The organism is uncultured Dialister sp. (assembly GCA_900314595.1).
Lineage (GTDB): Bacteria > Bacillota > Negativicutes > Veillonellales > Dialisteraceae > Dialister.
In genome coordinates, this window is sequence record OMVW01000004.1 from 52,613 (window position 1) to 72,546 (window position 19,934).

The following is a 19,934-nucleotide window of genomic DNA, read 5'->3' on the forward strand; positions in this document are numbered from 1 at the left end:
TTTATTTTCTGTATAAGAAACAGTAAATCTGCTTAAAAACGGCCTTAAATGGCTTTTTTAGCGATTTCATGGTATAATATATAAAAAGTTCCAACGGGACCCGGGGCTTTCGGGTCTTATTTTTATGTTTGAAACAAAGGAGTCCTTATGGAGTGGAAAGAAGGTAAAATCGTCAATACCCCTCTCGAGGGGCAGATGAAGAATTCCTACATCGACTATGCCATGAGCGTCATCGTCACCAGAGCGCTGCCTGATGTGCGGGACGGGCTGAAGCCGGTGCACCGCCGCATTCTCTATGCCATGAATGAAGCGGGAATGCTTCCCAATAAGCCTTATAAAAAATCCGCCCGAATCGTGGGCGACGTTCTCGGTAAATTTCATCCTCACGGCGATACGGCGGTTTATGAATCGGCTGTCCGCATGGCTCAGGATTTCTCCACCCGCTACATGCTGGTAGACGGCCACGGCAACTTTGGCTCCGTGGACGGCGACTCTCCGGCCGCTATGCGTTATACCGAAATGCGCATGGCAAAGATCACTCTGGAAATGCTGCGGGATATCGACAAGAATACGGTCGATTTCATGCCGAACTACGACGGCTCCCTGCAGGAACCGGTGGTCCTCCCGTCCCGCATCCCGAATCTTCTGGTCAATGGTTCCTATGGTATAGCGGTAGGCATGGCTACGAATATTCCTCCCCACAATTTAGGCGAAGTGGTCGATGGCTGCTGTGCCATGATTGACAATCCGGAAATTTCCATCAATGAACTGATGAAATACATCAAAGGCCCGGATTTCCCGACGGCCGGCATCATCCTGGGACACCGGGGCATTGAAGATACCTACCGCACAGGACGCGGTTCCATCACCGTCCGCGCAAAGACGGAAATCGAGGATATGCCTCACGGCAAACACCGGATCGTAGTCACTGAAATCCCGTACCAGGTGAATAAAGCCCGCCTTATTTCCTCCATTGCCGATCTCCAGCGCCAGAAAGTACTGGACGGTATCACTATGCTCCGCGATGAATCAGACCGCACGGGTATGAGAATCGCTATCGAACTCCGTGCCGATGTGAGCCCGGAAATCATGCTGAACAACCTCTTCAAGCATACCCAGATGCAGATGAACTTTGGAGCCATCATGCTGGCCCTGGTTGACGGCCATCCGCGGGTACTGAACCTGAAGCAGATCCTTTACTACTACCTGAAACATCAGGAAGAAGTCATTACCAGGAGAAGCCGGTTCGAACTGGACAAGGCAAAAGCCAAGGCGCATATCCTGGAAGGACTCCTCATCGCCCTCGACCATATCGATGAAGTAATCCGCACCATTCGTGAATCCCGCACCGACGTCATTGCAAAAGATGCATTGATGACGAGATTTGACCTGTCTGAAAAGCAGTCTCTCGCCATTCTCGATATGAGACTCAGAAGACTGACAGGTCTCGAAAGAGATAAACTGGAAGCGGACTATAAAGACGTGAAAGAAACAATCGCATACCTGGAAGACCTGCTCTCCAGCAGGGATAAGATCATGGGCGTGGTGAAAGAAGAACTGCAGGACGAAAAAGCCAACTTTGGTGATGACAGAAGGACGGAAATTTCCGAAGCACAGGAAGAATTCACCATCACCGACCTCGTGCCGGATGAACCCATGACCATCACCATGACGAAACAGAATTACATCAAGCGCATGGATTCTTCCGACATCCGCGTACAGCGGAAAGGCGGCCGCGGCGTATCCGGCATGAAGATGAAAGACGGCGACTATGTATGGAAGCTGCTCAATACGTCCACCCACAACCGCATCCTCTTCTTCACGAATAAGGGCAAGGTCTACATGAAGACGGCCGTAGACTTCCCGAAATCAGGCAGGACCGCAAGGGGCAGCGCTATCATCAACTATATTCCGGGACTCTCTTCCGGTGAAAGAGTGACGGAGCTCCTCGATATCGATGCAGCAGGGGAAGAAACGAAATTCCTCCTCATGGTCACCAAACTTGGCTATGTAAAGAAGACCGAAATTTCCGAATATGGAAATATCAATAAAAACGGCCTTATTGCCGTACGTATCAACGAAGGGGACGAACTGGCCCAGGTGCTCCGCATTAAGGGAGACGAAGATCTCATCCTCGGTACCAAATGGGGTATGGCCATCCGTATTTCCACAGAAGAAATCCGGGCTGTGGGCCGCGCGGCAGCCGGCGTTCACGGTATCCGCCTGAACGAAGGAGATGAAGTGGTAGGCGCAGCTATTGCCGACGAAAAGGATATCTTCACCATTTCCGCAGACGGTAATGCAAAGAGAAATAAAGCCGATGCCTACAGACTCCAGGGCCGGAATGGCACAGGCGTCCGCAACTTCAAGAAAGGCTACGAAGTGGTAGCCCTCGTGGCAGCCGACGACGATGATGAACTGGTAGGCGTATCCGAACAGGGCATCACCATCAAGACAAAAGCCAGCCAGATCCTCTCCAAGAAATCAAGAGGCGGCCAGGGCGTCATCCTCCAGAGACTCGAAGAAGGAGACAGAATCGCCTCCATCGACGTGCTTTCCGCAGAAGATGACGAAAATGAAGAAGAATAATTAGCCGCCAGCCGTTAGTTATCAGCAAAAAAGCTGTACAGTCATTGTGAGACTGTGCAGCTTTTTTATTGGTGAAAGTAGTAAGTGATAAGTGTAAGTGAAGCTGCGGCGCAACAGTAGAAGGCGCCACCTTCACGAATCACAATCGCGCGAGCCTGAGAATATCGTTTCAAGTCCCGGCAGGGCTGACTCACGATTCGTTAGTGACAGAGGTCAATAGCAGGAGCCTGACGACCCGAATCACGAATCACGAACCACGATCGCACGAGCCTGAGAATAGCGGTTCAAGTCCCGGTGGGGCTAACTCACGAAAACCGCAACTGACTCAACCCACAAGCAGGAGCCTGACGCTATTTCAGCATCTCCTGAAAGTCTGCATTCAGTTTATTTTCTGCAGCGGAGAGTTTTTCTTCCTGCCGGGAGACCCAGTTTTCGTTATCGGCGAGGTCTTTCTGTGCCATGGAAATCATCTTGTCAAGTTCTGCCGGCTGGGGTCCGCCTTTGACTTTTCTGTTGTGCACGATGGCTACGGGGTCTTTGGCATGGTTCCATTCTTCTTCGGTCATAGGGAAGGATTTCGGGAGGACCGGATCGTCTTTGGCAAGGTTCGCATAGACCATCTGCGCTTTATCATAGGTGAAGTCTTTCGGGGTGATGTTGTTGGCTCTTGCGTAGGTCACGATTTCGCTGGCAAAGTGATGGCCCGTGCGGAAGGGGATGCCGTGATTCTTCATCAGTTCATCGGCGATTTCCTGGGAGCAGGTCCAGTCGAGGTCCAGTTCTTCGAGAGACCTTTCCGGTTTAATGACCAGATTGTTCAGAATCCTGTCCAGACCGGAGAGGACTTTCGTGCCCTGGGGCATGAGGTCGCGCCTTCCGTTCAGCCTTCCGTCAGCCATGCCGGCGGGGATATTGTGGGAGCGGAAAGCGGCTTCCATGCTCATGCCGAGAAGGGTGGAAGCTTCTCCGCGGCAGGAGTTCAGGATGCCGGGGTTCCGCTTCTGGGGCATAGCGGAAGATACGTATGTATTTCCACCGCCTTCTTTCAGGAGGATCCAGGGGCGGGGCTGGGCATACTGCTGCATGATTTCTTCAATGAAGGAAGTGGTATGGATGGCAATGCAGTTGGTAATGCCGCCGGTTTCAATGGGCGCTTCCTGAGGGAAGACCTGTCCTGCATCGTAAGTATTGTAGGCAAGGCCGTCAAAGCCAAGGTAGGCGGCCATACGGTCACGGTTAAGTGGCCAGCCGGTGCCGTTTAAAACGGTGGAGCCCATGGGGGAGCGGTTGAGGCGGGCGTAATATTCGCGGGTCCGCTGCATATCACGGTTGTAGGCATTGGCATAGGCGATGAGGTAGTGGGCGAGGCTGTTCGGCTGGGCCTGTACGCCGTTCGTATAGTTCGGAATGACGGTTTCTTTATTTTCTTCCGCCAGACGGATGAGGTCGGCCTGTACTTTGTTCAGCTCTTTTGCCATATCGAGGAGATGCTCTCTCTGTTCCATGATGCCTACGGTGGTGAGCATATCCTGGGAGGAACGGCCTGCATGGATTTTCGTCACCTGGGGGCCGGCAGCCTTGATGAGGTATGGCTCGAAAGCGACTACGTTGGACGGTCTTGGCGCGCCGGGGCGGGAGCCGTCGGCGAGGACCTTCCGGATGCCCTGGGCAATATTTCTTCCTTCCTCCGGCGTCAGGAGTCCTTCGGACGTATTGATGATGTCCGAGGCTTTATTAATCTGGCCGAGCCAGTAAAAGTTATCCCGCGGCGTTTCCGCGGCAAAGGCTGTGCCGCTTGAAATCAGTGCGGCAATCGTTAAAGCAAGGATGGATTTTTTCATAGGTTTCTCCTTTGAAATAAACGGAATGACATACCTTATATATTATAAAATACATTTTTACTAACGCATGTATTGAAATGATTTATAAAGAGTAACAGGAAATAAAAATCACAGCTTATGGCCTGCTCCCTGTATTTCCCATGGCGGGTCAGGACGGAAATTTTATAAGACCGGCAGCAGGCTGTACAATTGGAAAGAAATTCTTTTTATACCGGAAACGGGCAAAAAAAATTCCCCCGGCCGTCTGAGCTGGGGGTAACCTGAAAAGAGCAGTATGAATCAATCGGCTGCAGGGACTTTGACCTGTACACGCAGGGACGGAGCTGCCGTATGAACGGAGGTGGTCTACAAGTTTTTCATGTCGTGATGGATTGCTTTCTGGTTCCCGCTCACTTTCGACCGGGGGAATTTTTTGTTTTGCCGGCAAAGAAGAGAGGAAATTAATCTGTTCCGTCCTTCCGCCCGTTTCGATCGATTGTGCACACAGGTTTATGAAGGATTTCCCAGGGGCCCTTTCCGTCCCTTCATCTATATAGTACAAAAAGCTTATTTTATTTTCTCTTTTTATTTATAAAATTTTTTTATGTGAAAATAACCTGTCTCCTTATAAGAAATAGAGCGGTTCGTATTTTCCGTGCGGATGATTTTCATGACCGGGCGGCCCGGTATTCTTTCGGAGTGAAGCCTGTTTTTGCTTTGAAATATTTTCCAAAGAGGCTGACCTGACGAAAACCGGTGTCCAGGGCGATTTGCCCTATGGAAAGATCGGTGGCAAGGAGTTTTTCAGCCGCCTTCTGCAAACGGTATTCGAGCAGGTATTGATAGGGGGTGGTATGCATGGAAAGGCGGAAAGCCCGAAGGCATCCGGACTCGCTAAGATGTGTGCTCTCTGCCATATCTTTAAGGGAAATATCTTCGTCATAATGGTCTGCGATGAACTTCAGGATGATTTTTGCTTTTTCTGCATTGGCGCCTTGCCGGGGAGTCTCTTTGCCGGTCGAGTGCTTTTTCAGGAGAAGAAGCTTGAACAGGCGCAGAAGTACTTCATAAGCATAGAAATGGGGCTTGTCCTCTTCAAAGCGGGAGAGGTCTTTCAATATTTCCAGTGATTCTTGAGCCCAGGGAACCTTCGGGGACAAGTGGGCAAAGGAAAAAGAGTTTTCAGCAAAAAAGCTGGAAAGATCTTCATTGGCCGGACAGGAAGGGTAGAAACGGAGCATTCCGGCAGGAAAAAGGAAATTGTAATAATGGGTGTCTACCGAAGCTTCGATGCGGTGAATGATTTCCGGCCCCAGGTATAAAGCTTCCCCTTCTGAAAGCTGCAGGGTTTCTGAAAGGGTGTGTACGGTGAGGCTTCCCGAGGCAGCATAAATGAACTGGAATTCTTTTGGAAAGCTCACGGTCCTCATCTTTGCACGGTCTATCGGTTTCACTGTGTGCAATACATTCATTCCTATTTTCTGGATTCAGGTCCTGCATGCTTCCCCTTCGGAAGGAAGTTTCATCCTCACCATCCTTTTCTCCCTGGGAACGGTGATCACCTGGTTCGGCGGCCTTCTGGCGGACCGCCTCGGATGTGTCCGGATGCTCCGCATCTCTTTCCTCTCTATGATTCCTGCCATGTTCCTCCTCATCAATACCGAAAATATTGCGGCAGCTATGATTTTTCTGTTTCCTGCAGCCTTTGCCCTTTTTGCACCTTTCAGTGCAAGCGTAGTGCTGGGGCAGGATTACCCGGGAAAGAATGTGGCCTTTGCTTCGGGCATTACCCTTGGCCTTTCTACCACCTTCAGCGGACTCGTCACTCCCGTTATCGGCCGGGCTGCCAATACTTTTGGCCTTGTCCCTGCTCTCCAGATTCTATGGGTCGTGGCCATTCCGGGAGCCGTATTCGCTTTTACCCTGAAACCGGATAAGAAAATGGAAATAAAGAGAGTCGGCTATTCGAAACGGGTACAGCAGGAAATCTGATAAAACTCAGGGTATTTCCATAAAATGAACCTCCCGGCACCGGATTTTCCTTCTATGGTGCGGCGGGAGGCCTTTTGCCGGTTCGGGCAGAGTACCCCGGTCCTTTTTATTTCATTTAGAAAGTACCATTATCAATGTGTACCCATTGAATGTAATTATTCATAGTAGTATAATTAAAACAGAATTTAATACGCTAAAGTGCGAAGGTGCACTCCACGTTTTTTTGTGCTCTTTTTACTTTAGCGGATTTTTAAATCAGAAGGAAGGGACATCTCCGGCAAAACCGTTAGACCGGTCAATGGGGAGGGGATGAAAAGACACAGGGGGTGGCTTCTTCTGATTCAGGGGAGGGCTTATATGACAAAAGAAGAAATGAAAAAAGCTGTATGTGCAGCCATTGATACGTCGAGAGACGATCTGATCCGGGAAATACTTTCCGTAGAAGCAGAGCCGGAACTGGGCTGGAAGGAAACGAAAACCGCTGCAAAGATGGCTGCCTACATGAGAAAAATGGGACTTGACCCTGAAACGGGCCTCGCCATTAATGGAGTGAAGGGGGAAATTCACGGGGCTAAAGACGGCCCGGCAGTAGCCATCCTGGCAGAACTGGATGCAGTAGGCACGCCGGACAGCCCAAAGGCGGATCCTTTGACCGGCGCTGCCCACACCTGCGGCCATTTCCTGCAGATGGGTGCCATGCTGGCAGCTCTTACAGGTATTGCCAAAGCAGGCGTTATGAAGGAACTGGCAGGTACTGCCGTATTCTTTGCTGTTCCGGCGGAAGAATACATCGAAATCGACTATCGCAAGAAACTCCGCAAAGAAGGGAAGATTCATTTCCTCGGCGGCAAGAGCGAACTCGTATACCGCGGCTGTTTCGATGATGTGGATATGGCCATGATGATGCACTCCCAGGGCAATGCTCCGGAAAAATCCGTGTACATCGGACAATCCAGCAACGGCTTTGTAGGCAAGACCGTCCGCTACATCGGAAAACAGGCCCATGCGGCCAATGCGCCTTTTGATGGAATCAATGCGCTCAATGCGGCATGCCTCGGCATCATGGGCATCAATTCCCTGCGCGAGACCTTTAAGGATGAAGATCATGTGCGGGTACATCCTATCATCACCAAAGGCGGCGATTTTGTAAACAGCGTACCGGCAGATGTGCGCATGGAACTTTATGTTCGTGCAGCAACCATGGATGCCATTGACCGCACCCATCACCGGGTAGATGCAGCTCTCAAGGCAGGAGGAGATGCCATCGGAGCCAAAGTGGAAATCGATACCCTTCCGGGCATGCTTCCGCTTTCCTGCGATGAAAATCTGAACAAACTCTTCGTTGATAATATTCTGGAAGAAGCGCCGGGAACGGAAATCAAAAATGCCGGCCACTTCAGTGCATCCACGGACATGGGCGATATTTCCCATCTCATGCCTGCCATTCATCCATACATCGGAGGCGCAGACGGAGGCCTTCATACAAAGGACTTCGTGGTGACCGATTATGAAGCAGCATTCCTTTCACCGGGCAAAGCTTTTGCTATGACCATCATCGACCTGCTTTACGATGATGCAAAATTAGGAAAGAAAGTTCTTGCCGAACACAAGAATATCCTCACCAAGGAAGAATATCTGGCAAAGATGGACAGCTACTTCAGCGGTTCAGAAGAATAGTAGAAGAGTAGAAATGGAAATCTCCGGATTTCCGGATTCAAGGAGAAAAATTATGAAAGACCTCAGGCTTCATATCACAGTCCTGGTGCTGGTCATCGTATCCGAATTTATCGGCACCTACGTATTCAACGTAGGCATTGGGAAAATCGTCCTCCTGCCTATGATGTATGCGCTTATCCTCGGCGTACTCACTGCGCCCCGTTTCACAAAAATTTCCACAGATAAAGAAATCAAGGCAGCCGGGAGTCTACTGGGTGTTACCCTGATGCTCCTCATGGCCCGCTACGGTACTCTTGTAGGACCGACCCTTCCGAAGATTCTCGCCGCATCCCCGGCCCTGATCCTTCAGGAATTCGGCAACCTGGGTACCATTTTCCTGGGCATTCCGCTGGCCGTATTCCTCGGTCTGAAGCGGGAAGCCATCGGTGCTGCCCACTCCATTGCCCGTGAACCGAACGTAGCCCTCATCGGCGAAAGATACGGCCTTGACTCTGCCGAAGGCCGGGGCGTTATGGGCGTATATATTTCCGGTACCGTTATCGGCACCATCTTCTTCGGCCTCATGGCTTCTGTCATTGCTACCTATACACCTCTTTCTCCACTCGCCCTTGCCATGGCCAGCGGTGTAGGCTCTGCTTCCATGATGACTGCTTCCGTGGGCGCTCTTACTGCCCTCTATCCGAATATGGCAGGAGATATGGCTGCCTTCGGCGCTGCATCCAACATGCTCTCCGGTCTTGACGGTCTTTACATGAGTATCTGGATGGGCCTGCCGGTATCTGAATGGCTCTACAAGAAATGCTATCGCATTAAATATGGCGAAAATCCGCCGGCTCCGGTTACCAGAGATCTCAGCAAAGGCGAAGCAGCCGATGCAGTTGAAAATCCAGAAGAAAAGGGGGATAAAAAATGACAAAACTGTCTGATATCACACTGGCCCTCATCATTACAGGCCTCCTCTCCCTCGTGGCCAATGTTATTGGCACAAAAAATACCCTGGTAGACGGGGCTCTGGGCATGGTCGTCCTTGTCTTTATTGCTCTTGCGGGGATCGTCCTTGCCAAAGTCCTTCCGGGAAATATTCCTGCCGTAGCTTATGTCGTTACCCTGGGTACCATCGTCAGCTTCCCGGGCTTCCCCGGCGCTGATTTCGTCAATTCTGTCGTTAAACATGTAGGTTTCCTCCAGCTCTGTACACCGATTCTCGCTTATGCGGGCATCTCCATCTGCAAAGATCTGGACGTCTTCAAAGACAGCTCCTGGCGTATCGTGCTCATCAGCTGCGTAGTCTTCATCGGCACCTACCTGGGCTCTGCCGTTATCGCGCAGGTCATCCTGACATTCCTTGGACAGGTATGATCATAAGGTAAAAATAAGAAACAGGGAAACCATCGCACCGGTGGTTTTCCTGTTTTTATTTTTTAAAATTTCAAATGGCGGATATGAAATCCTTTCCTGTTTCGGACTGTACGTGGTAAACTGCCATATAAAACAGGAAATATAGTTCAGAAAATTATGTAAAGCAAAGTCACTTGACAAGCATCTGAAGTTCTAGTATAATATTTCACGTCGTGGTGATGCTATGTCTATAGAAAATATCGTTTGGAAGGGAGAGCTCCTGGACTGTTACGGAGCACTTCTGACGGAAAGGCAGAGAGACTGCCTTGACTTATACTATAATGAAAATCTGACGCTGGCGGAAATCGCCCAGCATTTCCATATTTCCCGTCAGGCGGTGCATGATGCCATGCGCCATGGCGAGGAGGCGCTCCTCGCCTATGAGGCAGCCCTTCATCTTGTCTCTTTCAGGGAAAAGAAAGAAGAGGCCGCCAGGGAGCTCATGAGTCTCATCCCTGTTGAAAAGCAGGGAGAGGCCGAAACGTTGTTACAGGTTTTGTCGGAATGAAGGTGACCATATGCCGTTTGAAAGTTTAGGCGATAAACTGCAGTCCGCGTTCAAGGATCTCCGGGGGAAAGGCAAGCTTTCCGAAAGTGATATCGATGGAGCGCTCCGTGAAGTACGGCGGGCCCTTCTGGAAGCCGATGTCAACTTCAAGGTGGCCAAGGATTTCATCGCCCATGTCCGCGAAAAGGCAATGGGTGAGGAAGTATTTGGCAGCCTGAAGCCGGACCAGACCGTTATCAAAATCGTTAAAGAAGAACTGACCGAGCTCCTGGGCGGTATCCAGAGCAAGATCACTCTTTCTCCTTCGGGACTGACCATCATCATGCTGGTAGGCCTTCAGGGCGCCGGTAAGACGACGACCGCTGGCAAGCTGGCACTGATGTTCAAGAAAAAAGGCCATCGTCCCATTATGGCAGCCTGCGACGTATACCGTCCGGCAGCTATTAAACAGCTGGAAGTCCTCGGCCAGCAGACCGATGTCCCTGTTTACCGCATGCCTCCCAATGTGGACCCTGTCCATATCGCAAGTTATGCAGTAGATACCGCAAAGGCCTACAACCGGGATGTGCTGATTCTCGATACCGCCGGCCGTCTCACCATTGATGAGAAGCTGATGGCGGAACTTAGAAATATCAAGGCTGAAGTTCATCCTCACGAAATCCTCCTGGTCCTGGATTCCATGACCGGCCAGGATGCAGTGACTACAGCCAAAGCCTTTGATGACAACCTTGGCATTGACGGGACCATCCTTACAAAGATGGACGGCGATGCCAGAGGCGGTGCTGCCCTTTCCATCAAGACAGTCACCGGCAAGCCGATCAAGATGATCGGTGTATCTGAAAAACTGGACGGCGGACTGGAAGATTTCCATCCGGACCGCATGGCAGGAAGAATCCTGGACCTCGGGGACCTCGAAACATTGATCGAGACAGCCCAGAGGAATATGGATGCAGACTCTATGAAAGATGCAGCCAGCAAGCTCCGCAAAGGGGAGTTCACGCTGGATGATTTCCTGAAACAGCTCAAACAGATACGAAAACTCGGTTCTTTCCAGTCCATTCTCGGCATGCTGCCGGGCATGGGCAAGTTCAAGGATCAGCTGAAAGATATTGACCTTGACGGAAAAGAAATTAAACATATAGAAGCCATCATCCTTTCCATGACCCCTGAAGAAAGGGCGGACGTAAGGATACTGAACGGCAGCCGCCGCAAGCGTATAGCCAACGGGGCAGGTGTGAAGATCCAGGATGTAAACCGCATGATGAAACAGTTTGCCGAAATGCAGAAAACCATGAAGAAAATGAAAGGCAAAATGGGCGGCAAAGGCGGAAAAAAGTTAGATCCATCCAAATTGGGAAGCCTTGCCGGTTTCCCCGGGATGTTCAATAAATAATCGAGATCATTTCAAGGAGGTGAAATTTCAATGTTAAAAATTCGTCTGACCCGTATGGGCGCAAAGAAGAATCCGTTCTACCGCATCGTAGTTATCGATTCCAGAGAAGCAAGAAACGGCGCTCCCACCGATACCATCGGCTGGTATGACCCGGCTAAACTGGATGCTCCGGTAAAGATTGATGAAGAAAAGGTTCTTTCCTGGCTGGGCAAAGGCGCACAGCCGACCGACACCGTTCGTTCCATCCTGAAGAAGAACGGCATCCTTGCCAAGTTTGCAGAAGCAAAGAAATAATGGGGGCCCTCTATGAAAGAATTAGTGGAAACACTTGTCAAGGCTCTCGTAAGGAACCCTGACGCCGTGACTGTCACTGTCGTCCAGAAGGGCAGCCTGGAAATTTACCAGGTACGCGTCGCTCCGGAAGACATGGGTAAAGTCATCGGCAGAAAAGGCCGCATTGCCAATGCAATCCGCACGGTTGTGAAAGCAGGCGCTCTGCGTGAAAACCGCAAAGTGGCTGTGGATATTATGTGAGAGGTGCAGCAATGGAAGAAATGCAGATTCTCGTACCGGTGGCTGTTAAATCCAAGCTCACCGAGACGCTGAAGACCACTCTGCTCAATGAAATCGGGCAGAATATCAGCCGTGTCGAACATGATATGGCACAGCTGGAATTTGAAGCCAACGGTAAACTGGCTGAACAGGCAAAGATCAATATCCAGGCAGTAGCACCCCTTCGCGCGCAGTATGAGGCCCAGAAAGCCCGCATGCAGCAGGTGAAGGACAAGCTGCTTTCCGATAAGGATCACCTCGAAAGACTTGCCATCGGCGCTGAACTCAACCGTCAGCCCATGAACCGCCTTGTCACCATCCATGTGGGGGATGACATGAATGCTTTAACCGGCGGCGAAATTCTGGTTGAAGACGGAAAGATCATCGCTTTCCGTAACTGATATGAAACCCGATGAAAAAATAATCGTCGGCCGAATCGTAGCCCCGCATGGTGTGCGGGGTGATTTGCGTATTTTACCCGATACGGACAGGCCGGAGATTTTTAAAAAACTCAAAACCATCTATATCGGAGAAAAACCGTATACCCTGAAATCCGCCCGTCCCCACAAGAATGTCTACATCCTTCATGTGGAAGGCGTGGATGACAGGAATACGGCGGAAACACTGGTCTCTAAAATCGTGGAAGTCCCCTTCAGCGAACTCCCGAAGAGACCGGAAGGAACGTATTATTATTTCCAGCTCATCGGCCTTGCCGTAGTTACGGAAGACGGTACGAAGGTAGGAACTTTGAAGGAAATCATGGAGACCGGCGCCAACAATGTCTATGTCATTGAAGGCGAAGATCACAAGGAAATCCTGATTCCGGCCATACCGTCATGCGTTCTCTCCACAGATATCGATGCAGGACGCATGACGGTGCGCCTGCCGGAGTGGGAATGATTCCCATTCAAAGGAGCCCATCGTGAAGATTGATATCCTGTCCCTGTTTCCAGAATTTCTGGAAGCTTTCTTCAACCAGAGCATCATCAAAAGAGCTCTCGAGGGAAACCTTCTCGAAATGGCGGTTACCAATCCCAGGGACTTCACAAAGAGCCGGCACCGCCAGGTAGACGACACCATCTACGGGGGCGGAGCAGGCATGCTCATGATGTGTCAGCCTCTTTTTGACGCCTGCCATCATGTGCTTCCCGAAAAGGGTCAAAGAGACCGGGTGATCTTCCTTTCTCCCGCCGGAAAGACTTTCAATCAGGATAAAGCGAAAGAGCTTTACCGCGATTATGATCATCTTGTCCTGATTTGCGGCCACTATGAAGGGGTGGACCACCGGGTGGAAGAATACCTGGCGGATGAACTGATTTCCATCGGGGACTACGTCCTGACCGGCGGCGAACTGGGCGCCATGGTCATATCCGACGCAGTAGCCAGGATGGTACCGGGAGTTCTGGGAGACGCGGGCAGCGCCTCTTCCGACTCCTTTTACGAACCGATTCTCGAGTATCCCCAGTACACGAAACCGGCTGAATATAATGGGTGGAAAGTACCGGACGTGCTCCTTTCCGGCCATCACGCAAATATTGCCAGATGGAGGAGAAAAGAAGCTCTCCGGCGGACCTTGAAATGCAGGCCCGACCTGCTCAACGGGCAGGAATTTTCCAAAGAAGATAAAAAACTGATGGCGGAAATATTGGAAGAAGAGAGGGGCGAGTAGTTTGGCACCTGTATACATAGGGCTTATCCACTATCCCATTTACAACAAGCACATGGAAGTGGTCACTACGGCGCTTACCAATTATGACCTCCATGATATTGCCAGAACGGCAAAAACCTACGACGTGAAGAAATATTTCATCGTGCATCCCGTAAAAGCACAGAGAGAAATGGCTCTCCGCATCATGACACACTGGAAAACAGGCGGCGGCGTTCATTACAATGCCAACCGGAAAGAAGCCTTTGAAGAGACGGAACTTGTCCCGGCCCTTGAAGACGCCATTTCCCTGATTGAAAAAGAGACGGGAAAGAAACCGGCCATTGTCACCACCGACGCCAGAGTGTATCCAAATACAGTTACCTACAAAGAAATGCGCAGGAAAATCCACGAGGAAGATACACCCATATTCATCCTCTTCGGTACAGGCTTCGGCATGACCAAAGAAATGATGAAACAGTTTGATTATATCGTGGAACCAATTTATGGCGCAGGCACTTACAATCACCTCTGCGTGAGAAGCGCTGTGGCCATCATCCTCGATCGCCTTCTCGGCGAACCCTGGTGGAATACTAAGGAGGAATAATATGTCCGGACATTCCAAGTGGGAAAACATTAAGCGCAAAAAGGGCAAGACTGATGCCATCCGCGCAAGAATCACCACTAAGATTTCCAAAGAAATTACCATCGCTGCCCGTATGGGCGGCGGAGATCCTGTCGGCAACATGCGTCTGAAACTGGCCCTCACCAAGGCTAAGCAGAACAACGTACCGAAGGAAAATATTCAGAGAGCCATCGCCAAAGGCGTAGGCGCAGCATCCGGCGCCGGTTTCGATGAAGTGACCTATGAAGGCTACGGCCCCGGTGGTGCGGCAGTCATCGTAGAATGCAACACCGATAACAGAAACAGGGCAGCCGCTGCCATCCGTCACGCATTTACTCATCACGGCGGTTCCGTAGGAACCCCGGGCTGCGTATCCTGGATGTTCAAGAAAAAAGGCTCCATCATCGTCAGCAAAGAAGCTGCCGACGAAGATACCGTCATGATGGTAGCTCTCGACGCAGGTGCTGAAGACGTGGCATCCAACGAAGACAGCTACGAAATCACCACCACTCCGGAAGACTTCCTCACCGTTTCCGAAGCCCTCGAAAAAGAAGGCATCGAAGCAGAAGCATCTGAAGTCGCTATGGTTCCGGATACCTACGTCAAGCTGGAAGGCGATGCAGCAGAAACCATGAATCACCTCACCGGCGAACTGGAAGAACTGGACGATGTACAGGAAGTGTACACCAACGCAGAACTTCCGGAAGACGAAGAAGAATAATTCTTTTCGTTGATAAAAAGACATCTCCTGACGGGATGTCTTTTTTGATGGAAATAATCATATCTGAGAGAAATTTATTTTTCGGGTTTTGAAATCCGGGCTGCCGTTTCCGAAACATAACCCTGAATACCCCTATTGACCATCCCCATTCGGTCTTATATAATAAAATAATCATGCGAGCGTGGCGGAACTGGTAGACGCACAGGATTTAGGATCCTGCGCTTTATGCATAAGGGTTCGAGTCCCTTCGCTCGCACCATGCTGACCGCGGAACAGACGCTGTTTTGCGGTCTTTTATATTTCGTAAAAGTGATAAGTGGAAAGTGGTAAGTGAAGGAGGCGGCCTGACGGGCCGCGGGTTTTTATAGAGATACAGTCTACTGGTGAATTTTTATTTCAATGAAAAGAGCAGCAGAAAATGGGTCCTGCTGCTCCTTCTTATCTAACTGCTAACGGCTGACTGCTAATTGCCAAACGTTCAGAAATTAACAGTCTTCCCATAGTAAGCGCATTCAAGAATCTTTCCGAGAGCTTCGGCATCCGCTTTTCTCGGATTTTCCGGCGTGCACGCATCGAGCTCCGCATTGGCGGCAATGGCATCTTTGTGTTCAAGATAAAGCTTTTCATCGATACCGTAATCTTTCAGGGACAGCGGGATGGAAAGCTTCCTGTCCAGTTCGCGGATGGCCTCTTCATAAGAGAGCACCAGCTGGGCATCGGTGCGGCCCGGAAGGCCGGCGACTCTGGCCAGATCGGCATAGCGTGTCATGCAGGCTTTCTTATTGAACTGGATGACATAAGGCAGGAGGATGGCATTTGCACAGCCGTGGGGGATGTGGAAGACTGCGCCAATCTTGTGGGCCAGGGAATGCGTGATACCGAGGAGACCGTTGGAGAAGGCCATACCTGCCAGGCACTGGGCGATGTGCATTTTGCCTCTGGCCTCTTTGTCACCATGATAGGATTCAAGAATATTGTCGAAAATATCGGACACCGCCTGCTTGGCCAGAGGATCCGTGAAACCATTGGCTTCCGTGGAAACATAGGCTTCAGTCGCATGGGTCAGGGCATCCATACCGGTATGGGCAGTAAGCTTGGGAGGCATGGTGAGCGGGATATCCAGGTCCAGGATGGCAAGGTCCGGGGTGAGATTGAAATCGGCCAGCGGATACTTGATGCCGGTAGAATAATCGGTGATGACAGAGAAAGCAGTCACCTCAGTAGCAGTCCCCGAAGTAGAAGGGATGGCTACGAAAATTGCCTTATTTCTGAGAGGCGGGAGAGAGAAGGGAGTCTTGATTTCATCGAAAGTGATTTCCGGATATTCATAGAAAATCCACATGGCCTTGGCTGCATCAATCGGAGAACCGCCGCCGATGGCCACAATCACATCGGGCTTGAATTCATCCATGAGGGCGGCACCTTCCCTGACCTTCTCGATGGACGGGTCCGGTTCGATGCCTTCCATGGTGCGGGTCTCAATACCCGCGCTGTGCAAAGTGTTTTCTACCTTATCCAGGAAACCGCCGCGGCGCATGGAATGGCCGCCGGTGCAGATGAAAGCCTTTTTATGGCCCTTCAGGACTGAAAGTTTTTCAATAGCTCCATAACCGACGTAAATATCTCTGGGCAATGTAAAACGGAACATTCGAATCTCCTCCTTCTTTAAAATAAATTCGGGAAAGAGCGGCCTGCTCCCCAGGACTTCAGGGTCTTTCCTTATTGACTTTTTCCATCTATATTATATCGTAATTTCTCGAAGAAGGGTAGACTCATTCCTGTTTGATATAGGTAAAGATTAGAAATAACTAAAATGCATATAGTAAAAATTCGGTAATATCTATACCTGAAATCAATAGCAAACATTAATAAAGAATGAGAATCGAAAATTTCCAATCTGAAGCGGCACTCGGTGATAAATATGATATAATGGAGAAAATCAATGGCAGCAAGCCATATTAAGTCCTGCCATGCAGGCAAATGGAGGCGTGTTATGAAAAAATACGTATGCAAAATCTGTGGATGGATTTATGATGAAGCCTTAGGTGATCCGGATAACGGCATCGAACCGGGCACCAAATTTGAAGATCTTCCGGAAGATTACATCTGCCCCATGTGCGGCGCTCCGAAAGAGGAATTCGAAGTCCTTGAAGAATAATCCGTAATCGAAAAGCCGGCTTTCAGGCCGGTTTTTCTTTTGACGAAAACAGAAAGCGGATATCACCCTGATGCATGCAGGACGATGTATCACTGATGTGAAGCCGATATCCCGGGATTCTGTAGAGGCAGGAGATATGGATTACAGGAATCTGTTGAAGGACATAATAGGAAAAATGATTGTAAATAATTGTTATTTTTCAAAAGAAAACAGCTTGACAATATAAGAACAAAGGTGTATCCTATAGTCGTAAACAAAAAGGAAATCACCATTGGCCGTGGTGATTCCGCTCATTGTTACCAATCTTTCTACACAATCCAACGTCTCCAAAAGAAGCCTCCCGCAAGGGAGGCTTTAGACGTGGGGCTTGTGTCAACCGGCATTCTTATGATAGAGCAGACATAGTGCTGCTCGTGATTCGTGAATCGTGGTCCGTGGTCCGTAAAGGTTGCTGCTCTGGCGAGCCGCATTTTATATGGGCGCATTCAGCGTTTTATCGGTTATTGTCATTTGTGGTAATCGTTCTTCGTGATTCGTTGTTCGTTCTTCGTGAAGGTGGCGGCTCTGTTGAACCGCAATTTTTGTATGGGGACTTTGCACAGACTGGGGGATTCGTATTTCTGAAAGTAATAATCAAAAAAAGACGTCCGATGAGGGGCGTCTTTTCCTGTTTTTGGCGGGCAATCGTTATCGAACAACGAATCACGAATAACGAAAATCCTGAATGGGAAAGACCGTTAATTCGTCAATTGCCTCAATTCTTACTTCAGTTCTGCGGTGCAGTGCGGGCAGCGGGTAGCATCATCAGCAATGACTTCTTTGCAGTAGGGGCATTTTCTCGGTTCTTTGGCCGGTGCTTTCGGGAAGAAGTGGTTGATCTGCTTGATGCAGAGGAAAATTGCAAATGCGACGATGAGGAAGTCGATGACGTTATTGATGAAGGAGCCATAAGCAATGACCGGTACGCCTGCTTCTTTCGCTTCCGCCAGGGTGCTTACCGGAATGGAAGAGAGGGGAATGAAGAGGTTGGAGAAATCAATCCCGCCCAGAACGGCGCCAATCGGCGGCATAATGATGTCGCTGACGAGGGAGGATACGATTTTACCGAAAGCAGCGCCGATAACTACGCCGACTGCCATGTCTACCACGTTGCCGCGGAGAGCGAAATCTTTGAATTCTTTGAGCATACCCATGAGGGAAGACTCCTTTCTCTTATTTATAAAAAGAAATATTTTATTTATATCAATATACCATATTTCCTATTGAGTACTCAACTACTTTTTGAAAAAGTATAAAATTACTTTTTGAGCTGAGGCATGAAATGAGACTTGACTTTGAGTCCCTTCTCCGCACTGCAGACTGCGGGGGAATGAAAAAGGCCTGCTGAGGGCGTGTCTCTTTTATGTCGACAGGGCTTCATTCATGCAGGACAGGGGTGTTTCAAGTTTATTTCCGACGAAGAGCTGTAAAAGACGATTTCGCAGGATGATCTTCTATTTCCTGCCACCTCCCCAGGGGGATTGACAGGGAAATAAAGGATGTGTTATATGTATTGACAATACCCTCTAAAAAAATGGGTGATTTAGTCGAAGGAGGATAAATTATGGCTAAGAAAAGAATAGTAGGCGTAGTAGGATTGGGCCATGTAGGCGCTCACGTGGCATTTTGTCTGGGAATGATGGGGATTGCCGACGAAGTCCTTCTCTGCGATCTGAAAGAATCCAAGGTAATCAGTGAGTGTCAGGATCTGAATGATGCTGTGATGTACATGCCGAATCATACGGTATATAAAGTGGCAGATTATGCAGGACTGAAAGACTGCGATGTCATTGTCAATGCGGTAGGCGATATCACTCTCTGCGCTACGGGCAACCGGGATGATGAACTGGAAAACAGCGTGAAGCAGGTGGCCGATTATGTACCGAAGGTGATGGCCGGCGGCTTCAACGGCATCTTCGTTAATATCACCAATCCCTGCGATGTCATTGCCAACCTGATCCAGCGTAAATCCGGACTTCCGAGAGGACGCGTCATGGGTACCGGTACTCTTCTCGATTCTTCCCGTCTCATCCATGAAATTTCTGCAGCTACCGGCCTCGACAGCCGCGGATTCTTCGCATTCATGATGGGTGAACATGGCAATGCCCAGATGGTGGCATGGTCCCAGATGAGTTTCTATGGCAAACCACTGGCAGAAATGGAAGAAGATCCGCGTTTCGTTTTCGATAAAGACCTGATTCAGCAGAAGGCTATTAAAGGCGGCTGGGTGACTTACTCCGGCAAATTCTGCACTGAATATGGCATCGCTTCGGCCGGAGCCACTCTTGTACGTACCATCCTTCATGATGAAAAGAGAATTCTTCCCTGCTCAGTCCAGCTGGATGGGGAATATGGCGAAAAGGATGTATTTGTCGGCGTACCTGCTGTGATCGGCATCAATGGCGTTGAAGAAGTCATGGAATACAACCTTCCGGAAAATGAAATGAAGCGCTTCAAAGAATGCATCGCTACTGTCCGCGTAAATATTGCAAAAGGCGACAAGATTCTTGGAGAATAAGGAATCCTGAAAAGAGCTGCACCTCCCGGTGCGGCTTTTTTTATTGAAACAGGGAAAAGAGAACTCATATACCCCAATATATCGAATTATTTAAAAATATATGAATTCTACACATCGATAATTTTATTTATATTATTTGAAATAATAAAATAAAATAAATAAATTTAAAGGTAAAATGATATCTTTGCGGCGAAAAATAATAAATAAAAATAAATGAATATACGAAATGATAGATAAACAATCGTATAAAATGAATTCTTATTATTTTATCTCAAAATATGTACCTATTACTTTTATGA

At 49.4% G+C, this 19,934-nt stretch carries 20 protein-coding genes and 1 tRNA gene; 17 read left to right on the forward strand and 4 right to left on the reverse strand.

Annotated features, from left to right (window positions below; translation table 11 throughout):
* Window positions 1-147: 147 nt before the first annotated feature.
* Entirely contained in the window at window positions 148-2,589 is a 2,442-nt protein-coding gene (gene gyrA / locus QZN42_RS02890) for a DNA gyrase subunit A (RefSeq protein ID WP_296954227.1), read from the forward strand.
* 350 nt (window positions 2,590-2,939) lie between these two features.
* On the opposite strand, the gene QZN42_RS02895 is transcribed toward gyrA, so the two are convergent.
* Window positions 2,940-4,430: a lyase family protein gene (locus tag QZN42_RS02895; protein ID WP_296954228.1), complete on the reverse strand. Its 1,491-nt coding sequence runs from the start codon at window positions 4,428-4,430 to the stop codon at window positions 2,940-2,942.
* A 647-nt stretch (window positions 4,431-5,077) separates the two neighbouring features.
* Window positions 5,078-5,830 (reverse strand): helix-turn-helix domain-containing protein, encoded by a 753-nt coding sequence (locus tag QZN42_RS02900; RefSeq protein ID WP_296954229.1) that lies wholly within the window; start codon window positions 5,828-5,830, stop codon window positions 5,078-5,080.
* Between QZN42_RS02900 and QZN42_RS02905 the strand changes: the two genes are divergently transcribed.
* From QZN42_RS02905 to QZN42_RS02970, 14 genes are all read left to right on the forward strand, one after another.
* On the forward strand, window positions 5,802-6,401 hold the full coding sequence (locus tag QZN42_RS02905) for an MFS transporter (protein ID WP_296954230.1): 600 nt from the start codon (window positions 5,802-5,804) through the stop codon (window positions 6,399-6,401). The two genes, QZN42_RS02900 and QZN42_RS02905, sit on opposite strands and share 29 nt — an antisense overlap.
* Window positions 6,402-6,758: 357 nt before the next feature.
* A complete protein-coding gene (locus QZN42_RS02910; RefSeq protein ID WP_296954231.1) occupies window positions 6,759-8,078 on the forward strand; it encodes an amidohydrolase in 1,320 nt (439 codons plus the stop codon).
* A gap of 52 nt (window positions 8,079-8,130) precedes the next feature.
* Window positions 8,131-8,991, forward strand: a complete 861-nt coding sequence (locus QZN42_RS02915) for a DUF3100 domain-containing protein (protein ID WP_296954232.1) — start codon at window positions 8,131-8,133, stop codon at window positions 8,989-8,991.
* Window positions 8,988-9,437 carry a DUF340 domain-containing protein gene (locus tag QZN42_RS02920; RefSeq protein ID WP_296954233.1) on the forward strand — a complete coding sequence of 150 codons (450 nt, stop codon included), beginning with the start codon at window positions 8,988-8,990 and terminating at the stop codon, window positions 9,435-9,437. The genes QZN42_RS02915 and QZN42_RS02920 overlap by 4 nt, the downstream gene beginning before the upstream one ends.
* A gap of 223 nt (window positions 9,438-9,660) precedes the next feature.
* Window positions 9,661-9,984, forward strand: coding sequence for a YlxM family DNA-binding protein (gene ylxM / locus QZN42_RS02925; RefSeq protein WP_296954234.1), 324 nt, complete (start codon window positions 9,661-9,663; stop codon window positions 9,982-9,984).
* Between the two features lie 10 nt (window positions 9,985-9,994).
* The gene (gene ffh / locus QZN42_RS02930) at window positions 9,995-11,377 is read left to right on the forward strand and encodes a signal recognition particle protein (protein ID WP_296954235.1); all 1,383 of its coding nucleotides are present in this window, start codon (window positions 9,995-9,997) and stop codon (window positions 11,375-11,377) included.
* A gap of 30 nt (window positions 11,378-11,407) precedes the next feature.
* A complete protein-coding gene (gene rpsP, locus QZN42_RS02935; protein ID WP_296954236.1) occupies window positions 11,408-11,671 on the forward strand; it encodes a 30S ribosomal protein S16 in 264 nt (87 codons plus the stop codon).
* A gap of 12 nt (window positions 11,672-11,683) precedes the next feature.
* Entirely contained in the window at window positions 11,684-11,911 is a 228-nt protein-coding gene (locus QZN42_RS02940) for a KH domain-containing protein (RefSeq protein WP_296954237.1), read from the forward strand.
* Window positions 11,912-11,922: 11 nt separating this feature from the next.
* Window positions 11,923-12,330: a YlqD family protein gene (locus QZN42_RS02945; protein WP_296954238.1), complete on the forward strand. Its 408-nt coding sequence runs from the start codon at window positions 11,923-11,925 to the stop codon at window positions 12,328-12,330.
* 1 nt (window position 12,331) lies between these two features.
* Entirely contained in the window at window positions 12,332-12,829 is a 498-nt protein-coding gene (rimM, locus tag QZN42_RS02950) for a ribosome maturation factor RimM (protein ID WP_296954263.1), read from the forward strand.
* 22 nt (window positions 12,830-12,851) lie between these two features.
* On the forward strand, window positions 12,852-13,598 hold the full coding sequence (gene trmD, locus QZN42_RS02955) for a tRNA (guanosine(37)-N1)-methyltransferase TrmD (RefSeq protein ID WP_296954239.1): 747 nt from the start codon (window positions 12,852-12,854) through the stop codon (window positions 13,596-13,598).
* A gap of 1 nt (window position 13,599) precedes the next feature.
* Entirely contained in the window at window positions 13,600-14,181 is a 582-nt protein-coding gene (locus tag QZN42_RS02960) for an RNA methyltransferase (RefSeq protein ID WP_296954240.1), read from the forward strand.
* 1 nt (window position 14,182) lies between these two features.
* Window positions 14,183-14,920: a YebC/PmpR family DNA-binding transcriptional regulator gene (locus tag QZN42_RS02965; protein WP_296954241.1), complete on the forward strand. Its 738-nt coding sequence runs from the start codon at window positions 14,183-14,185 to the stop codon at window positions 14,918-14,920.
* A 175-nt stretch (window positions 14,921-15,095) separates the two neighbouring features.
* Window positions 15,096-15,179 (forward strand) — tRNA-Leu (locus QZN42_RS02970).
* A 219-nt stretch (window positions 15,180-15,398) separates the two neighbouring features.
* Here QZN42_RS02970 and QZN42_RS02975 read toward each other — a convergent pair.
* Window positions 15,399-16,568 (reverse strand): iron-containing alcohol dehydrogenase, encoded by a 1,170-nt coding sequence (locus QZN42_RS02975; protein ID WP_296954242.1) that lies wholly within the window; start codon window positions 16,566-16,568, stop codon window positions 15,399-15,401.
* Window positions 16,569-16,913: 345 nt separating this feature from the next.
* Between QZN42_RS02975 and rd the strand changes: the two genes are divergently transcribed.
* Window positions 16,914-17,078 carry a rubredoxin gene (gene rd / locus QZN42_RS02980; RefSeq protein WP_296954243.1) on the forward strand — a complete coding sequence of 55 codons (165 nt, stop codon included), beginning with the start codon at window positions 16,914-16,916 and terminating at the stop codon, window positions 17,076-17,078.
* Window positions 17,079-17,839: 761 nt separating this feature from the next.
* Here the strand turns inward: rd and mscL are convergent.
* Window positions 17,840-18,271 carry a large conductance mechanosensitive channel protein MscL gene (gene mscL, locus QZN42_RS02985; protein WP_296954244.1) on the reverse strand — a complete coding sequence of 144 codons (432 nt, stop codon included), beginning with the start codon at window positions 18,269-18,271 and terminating at the stop codon, window positions 17,840-17,842.
* A gap of 407 nt (window positions 18,272-18,678) precedes the next feature.
* Between mscL and QZN42_RS02990 the strand changes: the two genes are divergently transcribed.
* Window positions 18,679-19,635 (forward strand): lactate/malate family dehydrogenase, encoded by a 957-nt coding sequence (locus tag QZN42_RS02990; RefSeq protein WP_296954264.1) that lies wholly within the window; start codon window positions 18,679-18,681, stop codon window positions 19,633-19,635.
* Window positions 19,636-19,934 lie beyond the last annotated feature (299 nt).

Bases quoted from the DNA above. Each gene is read 5' to 3' on its own strand.
- rpsP (WP_296954236.1), top strand. From the start codon at position 11,408: ATGTTAAAAATTCGTCTGACCCGTATGGGCGCAAAGAAGAATCCGTTC.
- QZN42_RS02915 (WP_296954232.1), top strand. From the start codon at position 8,131: ATGAAAGACCTCAGGCTTCATATCACAGTCCTGGTGCTGGTCATCGTA.
- QZN42_RS02920 (WP_296954233.1), top strand. From the start codon at position 8,988: ATGACAAAACTGTCTGATATCACACTGGCCCTCATCATTACAGGCCTC.
- QZN42_RS02975 (WP_296954242.1), bottom strand. From the start codon at position 16,568: ATGTTCCGTTTTACATTGCCCAGAGATATTTACGTCGGTTATGGAGCT.
- QZN42_RS02945 (WP_296954238.1), top strand. From the start codon at position 11,923: ATGGAAGAAATGCAGATTCTCGTACCGGTGGCTGTTAAATCCAAGCTC.
- QZN42_RS02905 (WP_296954230.1), top strand. From the start codon at position 5,802: ATGAACTGGAATTCTTTTGGAAAGCTCACGGTCCTCATCTTTGCACGG.
- QZN42_RS02895 (WP_296954228.1), bottom strand. From the start codon at position 4,430: ATGAAAAAATCCATCCTTGCTTTAACGATTGCCGCACTGATTTCAAGC.
- ylxM (WP_296954234.1), top strand. From the start codon at position 9,661: ATGTCTATAGAAAATATCGTTTGGAAGGGAGAGCTCCTGGACTGTTAC.
- mscL (WP_296954244.1), bottom strand. From the start codon at position 18,271: ATGGGTATGCTCAAAGAATTCAAAGATTTCGCTCTCCGCGGCAACGTG.
- rd (WP_296954243.1), top strand. From the start codon at position 16,914: ATGAAAAAATACGTATGCAAAATCTGTGGATGGATTTATGATGAAGCC.
- QZN42_RS02940 (WP_296954237.1), top strand. From the start codon at position 11,684: ATGAAAGAATTAGTGGAAACACTTGTCAAGGCTCTCGTAAGGAACCCT.
- QZN42_RS02910 (WP_296954231.1), top strand. From the start codon at position 6,759: ATGACAAAAGAAGAAATGAAAAAAGCTGTATGTGCAGCCATTGATACG.
- gyrA (WP_296954227.1), top strand. From the start codon at position 148: ATGGAGTGGAAAGAAGGTAAAATCGTCAATACCCCTCTCGAGGGGCAG.
- ffh (WP_296954235.1), top strand. From the start codon at position 9,995: ATGCCGTTTGAAAGTTTAGGCGATAAACTGCAGTCCGCGTTCAAGGAT.
- QZN42_RS02965 (WP_296954241.1), top strand. From the start codon at position 14,183: ATGTCCGGACATTCCAAGTGGGAAAACATTAAGCGCAAAAAGGGCAAG.
- rimM (WP_296954263.1), top strand. From the start codon at position 12,332: ATGAAACCCGATGAAAAAATAATCGTCGGCCGAATCGTAGCCCCGCAT.